The organism is Cytobacillus oceanisediminis (assembly GCF_003182355.1).
GTDB classification, from domain to species: Bacteria; Bacillota; Bacilli; order Bacillales; family Cytobacillaceae; genus Cytobacillus; species Cytobacillus oceanisediminis_A.
The window spans coordinates 301,142-315,165 of the sequence record NZ_QGTW01000003.1 but is presented as its reverse complement, the minus strand read 5'-3'; the positions used below and the strand labels follow the sequence as shown (position 1 = coordinate 315,165).

General features: G+C 41.7%; 17 protein-coding genes. 14 read left to right on the top strand and 3 right to left on the bottom strand.

Annotation, left to right across the window (positions count from 1 at the left end):
• The first annotated feature begins 232 nt into the window (after nucleotides 1–232).
• The 5 genes from DFO73_RS08320 (at nucleotide 233) to DFO73_RS08300 (ending at nucleotide 3,279) form a co-directional block, all read left to right on the top strand.
• The gene (locus DFO73_RS08320; protein WP_110064315.1) at nucleotides 233–922 is read left to right on the top strand and encodes a CoA transferase subunit A; all 690 of its coding nucleotides are present in this window, start codon (nucleotides 233–235) and stop codon (nucleotides 920–922) included.
• Between the two features lie 28 nt (nucleotides 923–950).
• Complete coding sequence (locus DFO73_RS08315; RefSeq protein WP_110064314.1) at nucleotides 951–1,619, top strand: 3-oxoacid CoA-transferase subunit B; 669 nt, start codon at nucleotides 951–953, stop codon at nucleotides 1,617–1,619.
• Between the two features lie 152 nt (nucleotides 1,620–1,771).
• The gene (locus tag DFO73_RS08310; RefSeq protein ID WP_110064313.1) at nucleotides 1,772–2,143 is read left to right on the top strand and encodes a VOC family protein; all 372 of its coding nucleotides are present in this window, start codon (nucleotides 1,772–1,774) and stop codon (nucleotides 2,141–2,143) included.
• Nucleotides 2,144–2,226: 83 nt separating this feature from the next.
• The gene (locus DFO73_RS08305; RefSeq protein ID WP_110064312.1) at nucleotides 2,227–2,472 is read left to right on the top strand and encodes a YqkE family protein; all 246 of its coding nucleotides are present in this window, start codon (nucleotides 2,227–2,229) and stop codon (nucleotides 2,470–2,472) included.
• Between the two features lie 72 nt (nucleotides 2,473–2,544).
• The gene (locus DFO73_RS08300; protein ID WP_110064311.1) at nucleotides 2,545–3,279 is read left to right on the top strand and encodes a hypothetical protein; all 735 of its coding nucleotides are present in this window, start codon (nucleotides 2,545–2,547) and stop codon (nucleotides 3,277–3,279) included.
• Between the two features lie 65 nt (nucleotides 3,280–3,344).
• Here the strand turns inward: DFO73_RS08300 and DFO73_RS08295 are convergent, their stop codons facing one another.
• Together DFO73_RS08295 and mciZ are read right to left on the bottom strand one after the other, a co-directional pair.
• Complete coding sequence (locus tag DFO73_RS08295) at nucleotides 3,345–4,268, bottom strand: aldo/keto reductase (RefSeq protein ID WP_110064310.1); 924 nt, start codon at nucleotides 4,266–4,268, stop codon at nucleotides 3,345–3,347.
• A gap of 99 nt (nucleotides 4,269–4,367) precedes the next feature.
• Nucleotides 4,368–4,502 (bottom strand): Z-ring formation inhibitor MciZ, encoded by a 135-nt coding sequence (gene mciZ, locus DFO73_RS08290; protein ID WP_110064309.1) that lies wholly within the window; start codon nucleotides 4,500–4,502, stop codon nucleotides 4,368–4,370.
• 78 nt (nucleotides 4,503–4,580) lie between these two features.
• Between mciZ and DFO73_RS08285 the strand changes: the two genes are divergently transcribed.
• Together DFO73_RS08285 and DFO73_RS08280 are read left to right on the top strand one after the other, a co-directional pair.
• On the top strand, nucleotides 4,581–5,132 hold the full coding sequence (locus DFO73_RS08285) for an NUDIX hydrolase (protein ID WP_110064308.1): 552 nt from the start codon (nucleotides 4,581–4,583) through the stop codon (nucleotides 5,130–5,132).
• A 1-nt stretch (nucleotide 5,133) separates the two neighbouring features.
• The gene (locus DFO73_RS08280; protein ID WP_110064307.1) at nucleotides 5,134–6,300 is read left to right on the top strand and encodes an endonuclease Q family protein; all 1,167 of its coding nucleotides are present in this window, start codon (nucleotides 5,134–5,136) and stop codon (nucleotides 6,298–6,300) included.
• Between the two features lie 279 nt (nucleotides 6,301–6,579).
• On the opposite strand, the gene DFO73_RS08275 is transcribed toward DFO73_RS08280, so the two are convergent.
• Nucleotides 6,580–7,155, bottom strand: a complete 576-nt coding sequence (locus tag DFO73_RS08275; RefSeq protein ID WP_110064306.1) for a GNAT family N-acetyltransferase — start codon at nucleotides 7,153–7,155, stop codon at nucleotides 6,580–6,582.
• A gap of 155 nt (nucleotides 7,156–7,310) precedes the next feature.
• Here DFO73_RS08275 and spoIIM point away from each other — a divergent pair, with 155 nt between their 5' ends.
• The 7 genes from spoIIM to DFO73_RS08240 all read left to right on the top strand — a co-directional run bounded on the left by spoIIM (nucleotide 7,311) and on the right by DFO73_RS08240 (nucleotide 13,937).
• On the top strand, nucleotides 7,311–7,955 hold the full coding sequence (gene spoIIM, locus DFO73_RS08270; protein WP_110064305.1) for a stage II sporulation protein M: 645 nt from the start codon (nucleotides 7,311–7,313) through the stop codon (nucleotides 7,953–7,955).
• 263 nt (nucleotides 7,956–8,218) lie between these two features.
• A complete protein-coding gene (fur, locus tag DFO73_RS08265; RefSeq protein ID WP_110064304.1) occupies nucleotides 8,219–8,686 on the top strand; it encodes a ferric iron uptake transcriptional regulator in 468 nt (155 codons plus the stop codon).
• Between the two features lie 218 nt (nucleotides 8,687–8,904).
• Nucleotides 8,905–9,132 (top strand): YqzK family protein, encoded by a 228-nt coding sequence (locus DFO73_RS08260; RefSeq protein ID WP_026584686.1) that lies wholly within the window; start codon nucleotides 8,905–8,907, stop codon nucleotides 9,130–9,132.
• 9 nt (nucleotides 9,133–9,141) lie between these two features.
• A complete protein-coding gene (xerD, locus tag DFO73_RS08255; RefSeq protein ID WP_110064303.1) occupies nucleotides 9,142–10,035 on the top strand; it encodes a site-specific tyrosine recombinase XerD in 894 nt (297 codons plus the stop codon).
• 274 nt (nucleotides 10,036–10,309) lie between these two features.
• Nucleotides 10,310–11,494, top strand: a complete 1,185-nt coding sequence (gene deoB, locus DFO73_RS08250) for a phosphopentomutase (protein ID WP_110064302.1) — start codon at nucleotides 10,310–10,312, stop codon at nucleotides 11,492–11,494.
• Between the two features lie 281 nt (nucleotides 11,495–11,775).
• Nucleotides 11,776–12,597: a purine-nucleoside phosphorylase gene (locus DFO73_RS08245; protein ID WP_110064301.1), complete on the top strand. Its 822-nt coding sequence runs from the start codon at nucleotides 11,776–11,778 to the stop codon at nucleotides 12,595–12,597.
• A gap of 35 nt (nucleotides 12,598–12,632) precedes the next feature.
• Nucleotides 12,633–13,937, top strand: a complete 1,305-nt coding sequence (locus DFO73_RS08240) for a pyrimidine-nucleoside phosphorylase (protein ID WP_110064300.1) — start codon at nucleotides 12,633–12,635, stop codon at nucleotides 13,935–13,937.
• The last annotated feature ends 87 nt before the right edge of the window (nucleotides 13,938–14,024 follow it).

Here is a 14,024-nt window from a genome sequence, read left to right as displayed (position 1 = left end):
TTGTTAATGCTAATTGTTGATTAAGCAAGGTGTTGATTGGAGCGGAAGGCGCAAGACTCCAGCGGGAGAGTGTGTCAAAGGGAGACCCCGGAGGCGCGAATGCGCTGAGGAGCGTGAGGCCGCCTGCGGGTCGCTGAGCGCCTGCAGGGAAATCTACACCGAAGTTAACAGTGTCTTGCAAATAAATGGTGTGGGATAAAAAATACGTTTTTCAATGAAAGGAGCGATTGAAATGAAGAAAATTTGTGCTTCCTTCAGGGAAGCGGTTCAGGATATTCATGATGGAGCTGTCCTTATGGTTGGCGGTTTCGGCCTATGCGGAATTCCGGAGAACCTTATTTTGGCTTTAGTGGATAAAGGGGTAAAAGATCTTACAGTCATTTCGAATAACTGCGGGGTTGATGATTGGGGACTTGGATTGCTTTTGAAAAATAAGCAAATCAGGAAAATGGTCGGCTCCTATGTTGGCGAAAATAAAGAGTTTGAAAGGCAGGTTCTATCAGGCGAAATTGAAGTTGAGCTTCTGCCACAGGGGACACTTGCAGAAAAAATCCGTGCAGGCGGTGCCGGCATCCCAGCTTTCTATACGCCGGCAGGAGTGGGAACACCGATTGCTGAAGGAAAAGAAACTAAGGTATTTAACGGAAAAGAATATCTTCTTGAGGAAGCACTTAAGGCAGACTTCAGCCTGGTTAGAGCATGGAAGGGAGATAAGATGGGAAATCTCGTCTATCACAAAACAGCCCGGAACTTTAACCCGATGATTGCAGCGGCCGGAAAAGTCACTATTGCGGAGGTGGAGACGCTTTGCGAAATTGGTGAGCTGGATCCCAATTACATTCATACGCCAAGCATATACGTTCAATCTCTTATAGAGAGCAAACAGGAAAAACGTATTGAGAGATTGACAGTAAAGAAATAAAAAAGCAGTGACGGAAGGAGAGGATGTCATGAGTAATGATAAAGCAGCAGTCCGCGAGAAAATTGCCAGACGGGCTGAGAAGGAAATAGAGAACGGCTTTTACGTAAATTTGGGAATCGGCATGCCAACATTGGTGGCGAACCATATTTCAGATAATAAGGAAGTGGTTCTGCAATCGGAAAATGGATTGCTGGGCATCGGGCCATACCCTGCGGAAGAGGAAGTAGATCCTGATTTAATTAATGCGGGGAAAGAAACAGTTACTGCAATCCCCGGGGCTGCTTATTTTGACAGTGCTGAATCGTTTGCCATGATTAGAGGAGGCCATGTGAATATTGCCATTCTTGGGGGAATGGAAGTCTCTGAGAAAGGAGATCTCGCAAACTGGATGATTCCCGGAAAGATGATCAAGGGAATGGGTGGAGCGATGGATCTTGTCCATGGAGCGAATAAAATTATCGTCATTATGGATCACACAAATAAAAATGGCGATTCGAAAATACTCAAAGAGTGCAGCCTTCCTTTAACAGGAAAAGCTGTGGTTGACCGCATTATAACTGAGCGGGCAGTCATCGATGTAACCGATTCAGGTTTAAAGCTTGTTGAAGTCGCAAAAGGCTTCACTGTCGAGGACATTATTAATTCAACAGAGCCTGAGTTGCAAGTTGACGGAAATGTTGTTACAGATGCCTATTAATGAGTTTAAGAAAAGTGCAGCTGCATAAGCTGTGCTTTTCCTTATTTAAAGCCTATGTAAAAGATCATTGTCGGACTGCCCGCTGAGCTTCTTGCGCGGAATTTAACAGGCAAGTTTAACAGAGCTAATTTAAATAGAGATGAGGAGAAAATATGAATTTCTCATTTAAAGGAATCGATCATATCCAGCTGGCAGCACCAATGGGGTGCGAAGAACAGGCCCGGAGATTTTATGGCGATCTGCTAGGACTCAAGGAAATCCCTAAACCCGAAAACCTTCAAAGGCGCGGCGGCTGCTGGTTTATCTGCGGAAGTCAGGAAATACATATTGGTGTGCAGGAAAGCTTTTTGCCCGCCAAAAAAGCTCACCCTGGTTTGGTAGTGGAAAACCTCGAAGAATTAAGGGGCAGTCTTCAAAAACTTAAAGTCACTATAAAGGAAGAAGCCCCGATTGAAGGAAGAAAAAGGTTCTTTGCAGATGATCCATTCGGCAACAGAATCGAGTTCCTTGAGTTTTTGGCATAGCATAAATAGCCAGTCAGACTTCTCCAGTCTGTCCAAAAAAATATGTTATAATGGATGGCAAAAATAGTTGACGAGGGGATTTTATGAAAAAGAAGAAACAGCATTCCCAGCCGAAAATGGATGATAAACCTATTACGCTTGGCGACATGTTAAATCAGGACTTAATGAAGCAATTAAAAGGAAAAAAACAAGAATTAAAAGAGGCTGAAGATAGACAGAAGGAAGAGGAAGAGCGCAAAAAAATAGAGGAAAGAAGATTGCGCGAAAAGAATAAAAGCTTCGAAGAAATGCTGGGCGAAAGCAATCTCAATTGGAAAGAGTTCAAATAATTAAATTTAATAAACAAGTTTCATCCATAAAAACCGAGGGCAAAGATTAATAAAAAAGATGGGAGTTGTTCCATGCATTCTTTATTAAGCTTTATATTCGCTCTCGGTTTTTCTATGGTTCATTTTTCTTCGAAGTATATGAAATTCCTTACATATATCCCAAGAAGCAGGCATTTATCTGTTGCCAGCGGGATTTCCGTAGCTTATGTATTTGTTCATCTCCTTCCTGAGTTAAAAGAGCACCAGGAAAGTATTGAGGGGACCGGCAGCACGGAAATCTTCCGGTATCTTGATAGCCATGTATATATTTTTGCGATGCTAGGCCTTTCCGCTTTTTACGGAATAGAAAAAGCAGTAAAGCACTCTCAAAAGAAAGCCGGAAAAGGCAAAGGGGAACAGCATAACGCCGGACTTTTTTGGCTCCATATGTCCACCTTTTTTATATATAATATGCTTATTGGCTATCTGCTTGTACATGGTGAATTTGAAAACCTGAATGAATGGCTGATTTATTTCTTTGCGCTATCTGTCCATTTTATTTCTAATGATCATGGCCTGCGGCAGTCGCATGAAAAAATATACGACCGATATGGCCGCTGGGTTTTGACTCTTTCCATATTAATAGGTTGGGCTATAGGGGTCTTTACAAAAGTCAGTGAAATGGTGATCGCCTTTTTCTTTGCCGCTTTGGCTGGCGGAGTGATCTTAAATGTACTGAAGGAAGAGCTCCCCGAGGACAGGGAAAGCAACTTTGGAGCCTTTATTGCCGGCGTGGTTGGATATACGATTATTTTAATGAGTATTTAAGGGGCTGACTCTTTGTCAGCCCTTTTTTGGGGGAATTAGCAGGTTTCAACTAAGCAGCGAGTTTTTTACCTATGCTGCTTATATGTGTTTTGTTTTGTGAGAGTTTTTATAACAGCCAATTCCTCTTCAGTTAGCCGGTTAGCCCTGGCTGCTTTTGCATTTTCCCTTACTTGTTCAACCCGGCTGGCGCCAGCCACTATAGAAGAAACAGCCGGATTTGCCAAGTTATACTGAAAGGCTATCTCTGTCATGGATCGATCACCGGAAAGCTTTTCTCTAATACTTTGAATCGTTTCTGCCAGTTCGGAATAGCTGTAATCTAAGTAGCCTTTTTCTTCGACAGACTGTGAAGCTTTGTCCAGCATTTTATTGCTTAGCAGTCCCTTAGCCAGCGGTCCCCGTGTTACAGTGCTGATGCCATTTTTATCAAGGAGGGGAAGTGCTTCTTCTTCTGGCCTCCGATCCAGAATGCTATATTGCATCATAACAGAAACAATGGAGGATCTTGCTGCATACTCGCGGATCACATTCGGCCGGATGGAAGAAATGCCGTAATGGCGGATCAAGCCTTCTTTCTTCAATTCCTCGAATGCTTCAATGGTTTCGTCAATCGGATCGTCTATAGTGCCCCCATGGAGCTGATATAAATCGATATAATCAGTAGCAAGCCTATTCAGACTATCTTTAACTGCTTCTTTAATGTATTTTTTGGAAGGATCCCAGCTCCAGCTGTCTTTTTGCTCATTCCAGCGGTTTCCCGCCTTTGTCGCAATGACGACTTGTTCGCGGACATTCTTTAAGGATTGCCCGACGAGTTTTTCGTTTTCGCCAAAATCATATAAATCGGCGGTATCAAAGTAATTAATGCCTTCTTCTAGGGCAGCTTCAATAATCACCTGCGCATTTGCAGGGTTCGTTCCAATGGACATACAACCAAGCCCAAGCTCGCTGACATATAAATCGGAGCTTCCTATCCGCCTCTTTTTCAAGAACCCACCTCATTTCAATTGTTTTCTATTATTGTACAGAAAGAAATGAGGCATACTCAAATGAGAGGCCTTAGCCTTAGCTGGTTTTTACTCATAATATCACTTCGATATCTTTTGCGATTCAACCCAATCTTTCACAAAAACATAATTTTTGCTATATTGCTTCAGTTTTTCGCGGACTTCCCAAGCTTTTCCGGCCAATAAGATTCCCTTGCTGTGGACATACACCTTCATGCCGCACTCCCCCTATTAAAGTATGATAAAATGTATGAGCAAACATAAACGGAATAGAACAGGAGTGACTGTAAAACAATGAGTCGCCTAGAAGAAAAAACAATTAAAACCGAAAAAATTTTTACTGGAAAAGTGATTAGCCTGCAGGTGGAAGATGTTGAACTTCCAAATGGAAAAACATCTAAGCGGGAAATTATCAAGCATCCTGGAGCGGTAGCCGTTTTGGCGTTAACGGATGACAATAAAATTGTTATGGTCGAACAGTATAGAAAAGCATTGGATAAAATCATTGCGGAAATACCTGCCGGAAAACTCGAACCGGGGGAAGACCCACGGGTTTGTGCCGGGAGGGAGCTTGAAGAAGAAACGGGTTACGGCTGCAAGGAAATAGAATGGCTGATCTCTTTCTATACTTCTCCTGGCTTTGCGGATGAACTTGTCCATTTATACATAGCGAAGGGACTGGAGAAAAAAGAAGATGCCGCATCCCCTGATGAAGATGAATTTGTCAGCCTCAAGGAAGTAACCCTTGATGAAGCATTGGCTTTGCTGGAGGAGCAGAAAGTCCATGATGCAAAAACAGCTTACGCTATTCAGTATTTGCAGCTGCAAGAGGCGCTGAAGAAATAATATGAAACAGTATTTTGCGGATTTTCATATCCACATAGGACGTACTTTTACGGGGAAGCCGGTTAAAATAACAGGTGCAAAGTCTCTTACTTTTACAAATATTATCAAGCATGCCCGGAATGAAAAAGGGTTGGATATAGTCGGCATAATTGATTGCCACTCTCCTGAAGTCATTCTTGAAATGGAAGGGCTGATAGAGGAAGGAACTTTATCGGAACATAGAGATGGCGGGCTGCAATATGGGGATCTAACCATAATACCAGGGTCAGAACTGGAGATTTATGATGAAAAGTGCAAGGGCCCCATTCATGTGCTTTGCTTTTTTTCGTCCATTTCGATCATGAAGGAATTCTCGGGCTGGCTATCGGACTACTTGAAAAATATTACGTTAAGCTCACAGCGTATATATGTTTCGGGGCAAATGCTGCAGAAAAAGGTAAAGGAGCTGAATGGGCTATTTATTCCTGCCCATGTTTTTACTCCATTTAAAAGCTTATTTGGAAAAGGTGTACAGCGGTCACTGACTGAGGTTTTTGATCCTGAACTTATTGATGCTGTAGAGCTGGGATTGAGTGCAGATACTGTAATGGCTGATCAAATAGGCGAGCTGCACAGGTATACATTCCTGACCAATTCAGATGCCCATTCACTAAAAAAAATTGCAAGAGAATATCAAATCCTCCAAATTGAGGAACCAACCTTTGAGGAGCTTAGGAAGGCCTTGGCCGGAGCAGACAACCGCAAAGTTAAAGCCAATTATGGCCTTGATCCCTTGCTTGGCAAATATCATCAAACCGTTTGTTCAGAGTGCTTTAGCCCTTATGATGCAGACAAGGGTGTGTGCAAGCAATGCAATCATCCCAAGTTCGTCAAAGGAGTAGCAGACCGAATTTCAGAATTAAAAACTGCCGGAGAGACTTCTATGGATCGGCCTCCCTATATTCATCAGGTGCCACTCGAATTTATTCCTGGTTTGGGCCCGAAAATGCTGGAGAAGTTGTTAAACCATTTTGGGACAGAAATGGCAATCCTCCATAATGTTCAGTTATCTGAATTAAGCCGCGTAGTCCCTGCCAAAATTGCCGGCCTTATTGGCAGAGCACGTGAAGGGAAGTTAAACCTTAAAGCGGGGGGCGGAGGAAAGTACGGTAAAATAGCAGATAGCTAAAAAGCCTGTTCGATATGAGCAGGCTTTTTTATATTAGCTATGTTAAAGCTCATTGTTGATTTTGGCCCCCTGTTAATTGGAGCGGAAGGCACGAAATCCTCGAAAATGCATTTGTATTTCCTTGGTCCGATGTTTATTGAGGAAGCTCATTCAATGTTCAGCCGGAAGCGCGAGTCAAGGGAGGCCTCGCAGTCGTTTACGCCAAGGAAACTCCCTGACCGCCAGCTTTCGCTGAGTTCCTGGAGAGGAAATCAACAGGCTAGTTTAACAGAGTCTTTACTAGGTGCTGGCGGCCTTGCTTACTTTGGCATAGACACATGTATCCCGAAGCTCTTTGCCATCAGCACTTAAACTGTCATTAGCCAATATTCCTTCCAGTTTGTATCCCAGCCTTTCGGGAATCTTGCTGCTCTTTATATTTCTGGGATCACATCTGATTTCTACTCTGTTTGCCTGAAAATAATCAAAAGCAAACTTCGTTAAACTCTCAGCGGCTTCTGTTATATAGCCGTTTTTCTGGTATCTAGAATCACCCCAATATCCTATTTCAAACTTGCGGACATCCCAATCAATTCGATGCAGGCCGGTAGAGCCGACAAAAACGTTGTCCTCCTTCCTATAAATATGAATTCGGAAATCTTCCCTTGTGATAAACTGTGCGTAAGACCTTCGGATCCCAGCCTCTACATCCTCTTCTGATTGTTCATACTGGGCAAAAGGAAGCCATTGCTTCAGTTCTTCAATAGATGCCATTATGGCATCATGGACTACTTTCCCATCTCCCGGCATGGCAGGCTGCATATAAAGCCTTGCAGTTTCAATTCTCTCTGGAAATTCGGTTAAAATGGACTTCACTCGATCAGCTCCCCATAAAGTTAAATAATTTTGAAAATTATAACGGAAATAAATGGAATGTTCAAGATTTTTTTTTCTTATATACTTCTGTCATACAAACCAGGGACAAGCATACAATTTAATAATCAATTTGTTTTGTCTTAGGAGGAAGAGCAATGAAGAAAAAAATGTACCAGAACGTCGCCGCAGCCCACTTTCGCGAACATTCCTCAATTTACTTGTTTGTCATTGTTTTATTCCTGATGGGTGTGATTTTTGGGGCAATAGTTGTTAATAGTTTAAGCTTCACGCAAAAAGAGGATTTATTTTATTATCTGTCACAGTTTTTTGGCCAAGTATCCGATGGTCAAGTGGCAGCAGAAAATGATTTATTCAAACAGAGTTTTTTCCATAATACGAAATTTATAGGTTTGATGTGGATTTTGGGAATCTCTATTATTGGACTTCCTGTCATTCTGATTCTTTTATTTATGAAAGGAATGGTGGTAGGATTTACAGTTGGTTTTTTGGTTAACCAAATGGGCTGGGAAGGATTTTTGCTTTCATTTGTATCGGTCCTCCCGCAAAATCTGATCATTATCCCGATTTTTATTCTGGCAGCGACTCTGGCTGTTTCCTTTTCACTTAAGATGATTCGCAGACAATTTATGAAAAAAGTGGGCCAGCCAATCATGCCGTTATTCGGGCGATATATGATTACCTTTGCTGTAGCGATTCTGTTTTTGATCGCTGCAGCCGGAGTGGAGGCTTTTATATCACCTGTTTTAATGAAGTCTGTAGTAAACTCCATCCAATCCTGAATTCAATAATAAATCAATAATAAATCAATAATAATAGACAAAAGGCGGGATGATGTATCCTGCCTTTTCTGCTTTGTGCATAAACAAGGATAATTAGATACAAGTTAGGGTATAGATAAAAAGTTTTTAAATCGCAAATTCAAAATTTATAATCATTATTATTTAATATTAATTATTTACTGTTATTTATAATAATTTTATTTTGAATCAGAAAGCATTTCTGTTATAATGAGAATGTTAGTGGCGAGGGAGGGACTTTCGGTATGGAAAGCAGAATTGAGAGAATAAAAAAACAGTTGCATTCATCCAGCTATAAACTAACACCACAGCGAGAGGCAACGGTTCGCGTCTTGTTAGAACACGAAGAGGATCATTTAAGTGCGGAAGATGTCTACCTCCTTGTTAAAGAGAAATCGCCTGAGATAGGCTTGGCAACTGTATATAGAACACTTGAATTGCTGACTGAATTAAAAATTGTTGATAAAATTAATTTTGGTGATGGAGTTTCCCGCTATGACCTTCGCCAGGAAGGGGCAGCCCATTTCCATCATCACTTAGTATGTATTGAGTGCGGAGCTGTTGATGAAATTCAGGAAGACTTGCTGGAGGATGTAGAGGAAGTGGTTGAGCGCCGCTGGAACTTTAAAATAAAGGACCACCGCCTTACTTTTCATGGCATCTGCTACCGCTGCCAGGATAAAAAGTCAGATAACGAGACAGATGCAAACTAAACCTGTTAACAAAACCTTCTCTTTAATTTAAGAGAAGGTTTTTTTTATGGCATCTTTATTTCCCCATGCAGCAGCGTGAATGGGAGTATGCCCAGTGTGAAGGGCAATTATTCAGAAACAGGTATAATTCTTGTCCAAAATGGCATACCTTTTATTAAAAGATAAGATAGCTGTAGTTTTAGCTTTTCTTATAATCATGTGTTTTGGGGGATAAAAGAATGAAATCCTGGCTGAGTATGGCTTTTCAAACAATTAAAGTGTTTGTCCTTTTTACTGGATGCACAATCCTTTTTTATTATGGTATTATGTGGTTAAATGAAGAATACCAGGATTATCACCGCTATGACGAACCAAAGGGAGCGGCTGTTAAAGTTTCGGCCAGCGGAACGGACCAAGATGCAAGCTGGCTGGACCGGTTAATTCTTTTCTACTTAAATGGGGAGTAATGCAATTATATGGAGGACCAGTTAAAAGATTTTATTCATTATTTAATTGTAGAAAAAGGGCTTGCGAAAAACACAATTGTTTCTTATGAGAGAGATTTAAAAAGTTATTTGAAATACCTCAAGGCTGAAGAGAATATATCTTGCCTTGAGAATGTACAGCGTGTGCAGATTGTCCATTTCCTCGGTTTTTTAAAAAAACAGGGGAAATCTTCGAAAACATTGGCACGGCACATCGCCTCGGTAAGAGCCTTCCATCAATTCCTTCTGCGCGAAAAAGCAGTTGGCCATGATCCTTCCGTACATATAGAATCGCCGCAAATGGAACGAACGCTTCCAAAAGTACTAAATATGGAAGAGGTTGAAACCTTACTGGATTTTCCTGAAATAAAGGATCATTTTGGCTTGCGTGATAAAGCCATGCTTGAACTGCTATATGCGACCGGGATTCGTGTAAGCGAGCTGATTGGCCTGAATATAGGAGATGTCCATTTAACAATGGGTTTTGTAAGATGTATCGGCAAAGGCAACAAGGAGCGGATTGTGCCGATCGGCAAAACAGCAACTGAAGCCCTTGAAAGGTATTTAAATGAGGGAAGAGGAAAATTTGTTTCCAAAAAGCATAAAGACGAAGCGTTATTCTTGAATCATCATGGAAAACGGCTTTCTCGGCAGGGTTTTTGGAAAATACTAAAACGGCTTGCACAGGAGGCGGGCATTGAGAAGGACTTGACTCCACATACATTGCGGCATTCGTTTGCAACACATCTGCTTGAAAATGGTGCCGATTTGCGTGCAGTCCAGGAGATGCTTGGACATGCTGATATTTCTACCACTCAAATTTATACACACGTAACGAAAACACGGCTTAAGGATGTTTACAGCCAGTTTCATCCACGAGCTTAAAGGGGTGGTTTGAACAGGAATAAACTCCTAAAAATAAAATATCATAAAGCTGCCACGAAATCGGGCAGCTTTTTCTTGTTTTTTTACCTGCTTATTATGTAAAATATAGATGTCAGACTTCTGACGAATGCAAAGGCTTCTGGATTCTCTTCTGTAAATAAACTGGCAGAATACCCTATTTACAATAAGGGAATCTGTGTTAAATGCACCTAAAAAGGGTACTATACGAATATGATTTTTTGTAACCGTATTCAAATAATTAGGAGGTTTTTAGATGTCCGATTATACATATAAGCGCGTTTTTTTAATTGTTATGGATTCCGTTGGAATCGGGGAAGCGCCTGATGCCGAGAAATTCGGCGATAAAGGCGCAGATACACTTGGCCATATTGCAGAAAGAATGAATGGCTTAAATATGCCAAACATAGGCAAGCTCGGCTTAAGCAATATCCGGGAAATCAAGGGAATTGAAAAAGCCGATAAGCCAATGGCTTTTTATACGAAAATGCAGGAAGCTTCCAATGGAAAAGACACAATGACTGGACACTGGGAGATCATGGGCTTGAATATCCAGACTCCATTCAGAGTGTTTCCAGACGGGTTCCCTCCAGAACTGATTTCCGAGCTTGAATCCCGTGCAGGCAGAAAGATAATTGGCAATAAACCTGCAAGTGGAACAGAAATTCTGGTTGAGCTTGGAGAAGAGCACATGAAAACAGGGGCTTTGATTGTGTATACGTCTGCAGATTCAGTACTGCAAATTGCTGCACATGAAGATATCATTCCAATTGAAGAGCAGTATAAGATCTGCAAAATCGCCCGTGAACTGACATTGGATGAAAAATATATGGTAGGCCGCGTCATTGCAAGGCCTTTCGTTGGAGAGCCAGGCAATTTCCAAAGAACCTCCAATCGCCATGATTACGCGTTAAAGCCGTTTGATCGTACAGTTATGAATGAAATGGCTGATGGCGGACTGGATGTAGTAGCAATTGGCAAGATCTCAGATATTTATGATGGTGAAGGTGTAACCGAGGCAATCCGAACGACTTCAAATATGGATGGCATGGATAAGATAATACAAACTTTTGATAAGGAATTTACCGGGCTGAGCTTTTTAAATCTGGTTGATTTTGATGCTTTATTCGGTCATAGACGCAATCCGGAGGGCTACGGAAAAGCGCTGGAAGAGTTTGATGCCCGTCTTCCTGAAGTATTTGCGAAAATGCAGGAAGGAGATTTATTGATGATTACAGCAGATCATGGAAATGATCCGGTCCATCACGGAACAGACCATACAAGGGAATATGTACCGCTGCTTGTTTATGCAAAAGATATGGAAGAAGGCAAAGAGCTCCCAATCAGCGAAACTTTTGCCGATATAGGGGCAACGATTGCAGATAACTTTAATGTAAAAATGCCAGCATACGGCAAAAGCTTTTTGAATCAATTGAAGTAATGTAAAAGGAAAGTTAAAGCTCATTATTGTTTTGGCACTGCGTTGTTTGAAGCTGAAGGCGTGAGAACCTCGAAAATCCATTCGCATTTCCTTCGTGTGGTGTTTATTCGAGGACGCTGGTTCAATGTCTTGGGGGAAAAGAGTGTCAAAAGGAGACCCTGCATCCGCGTCATGCGCCGTGGGGACTCCCGGACTTGCCCGGGGTTTGCTGAGCTTCTTGAGCGTAAGTCAACAGAGAAGTTTAACAGAGCTAATTTAAAAGCAGACAAGGAGAATTGATAATGGATTATAGTAAAATTCAAAGTGCAGCCGAGTTTCTTAAAAGCAAATATTCCAGCCAGCCAAGAATTGGACTTATTTTAGGGTCAGGGCTTGGGGTACTTGCAGATGAGATTGAAGAACCAGTTAAAATCCCATATAACGAAATTCCGGATTTCCCGGTATCTACAGTTGAAGGCCATGCAGGTCAGCTAGTGTTCGGTCAATTAAATGGAATTGAAGTGGTAGCCATGCAAGGACGATTCCATTATTATGAGGGCTATACATTTGACAAGGTTACCTTCCCTGTCCGTGTTATGCATGAAATGGGAGTAGGCACGCTTATTGTAACGAACGCAGCGGGTGGTGTGAATGAAAGTTTTTCACCTGGTGATTTAATGCTGATCTCGGACCATATCAATAACATGGGCAGCAACCCGCTGATCGGGCCTAACGATTCACGAATGGGTCCGCGTTTCCCTGATATGTCGGCAGCATATTCCAAAGAGCTGAGAAAACTTGCCAGAGGAATTGCAAAAAATCTTAACCTGAACATCCAGGAGGGTGTGTATGTTGGGAATACTGGCCCAACCTATGAAACTCCTGCAGAAGTGCGTATGCTTCGAACAATTGGAGGAGATGCGGTTGGTATGTCAACTGTCCCAGAGGTTATTGTCGCGCGCCATTCAGGAATGGAAGTACTTGGAATCTCCTGTATTTCAAATATGGCGGCAGGAATCCTTGACCAGCCATTGAACCATGAAGAGGTAATCGAAACAACTGAAAAAGTCAAAGCAGATTTCCTTCGTTATGTAAAAGCAATAGTAAAAGAACTTGGTGCCTAAAAGCAGATAATAAATGAAAGCTGTGGTGTTTAGCTATGAGAATGGTTGATCTTATTGAAAAGAAAAGGGACGGACAAGAATTAACAACAGAAGAAATTCAATTCGTTATTAAAGGATATACAGACGGATCAATTCCCGATTACCAGGTAAGTGCCTTGACAATGGCCATATTCTTTCAGGGAATGACCGAGAATGAAAGAGCCGATTTGACAATGGCTATGGTAAGGTCAGGTGATCAAATCGATTTATCAAAAATAGAAGGAATTAAAGTGGATAAGCACTCCACTGGCGGTGTGGGCGATACAACCACATTGGTGCTTGGTCCGCTTGTTGCCGCAGTCGGAGTTCCGGTTGCGAAAATGTCTGGCCGAGGACTTGGCCATACAGGCGGAACAATTGATAAGCTTGAATCTGTTGAGGGTTTTCATGTGGAAATAGAAAATGATGAGTTTATTAAGCTTGTCAATCAAAATAAGATTGCGGTAATCGGACAAAGCGGCAATTTGACTCCTGCAGACAAAAAGCTTTATGCATTGCGCGATGTAACTGCAACAGTTGACAGCATTCCTCTAATAGCGAGCTCGATTATGAGCAAAAAAATTGCAGCGGGTGCAGACGCAATTGTGCTTGATGTTAAAACAGGCGCAGGCGCATTTATGAAAACACTGGACGATTCCAGAGAACTGGCAAAAGCAATGGTACGAATCGGAAACAATGTTGGCAGGAACACAATGGCAGTTATATCCGATATGAGCCAGCCGCTCGGATTTGCGATTGGCAACGCTCTTGAAGTAAAAGAAGCAATTGATACACTAAAAGGTGAGGGTCCTGCAGATTTGACAGAGCTATGCCTTACCTTGGGAAGTCATATGGTTTTCCTTGCGAACAAAGCAGACTCCCTAAATGAAGCACGTGAAAAGCTTGAAAATGCAATGAAAGATGGATCTGCTTTGGAAACTTTTAAAATTTTCCTTAGCTCTCAGGGTGGAGATGCATCTGTTGTAGATGATCCGCAAAGATTACCGCAGGCAAAATACAAATTTGAACTGGAATCCAAAGTAGATGGCTATGTGTCTGAAATTGCAGCCGATGAAATTGGAACTGCTGCAATGCTTTTAGGAGCAGGAAGAGCTACAAAAGAGTCAGAAATTGATCTTGCTGTTGGCCTTGTTTTAAGAAAGAAAATCGGCGATAAGGTGAACAAAGGTGAATCTCTAGTTACAATCTACAGCAATTTCGAAAATGTAGAAGAAGTAAGAAATATGCTATATGAAAATATTGCAATCTCAAGCGAAAAAGTACCGGTCCCTGTACTGATTCATGAAGAAATAACTGAATAATATAGAAAGAACAAAAGCCGCCAAAACTGTGTGTCTGGCGGTTTTTTGCCGTATTTAAGATTCTATTTTAGTTTGCAAAAACTGAAT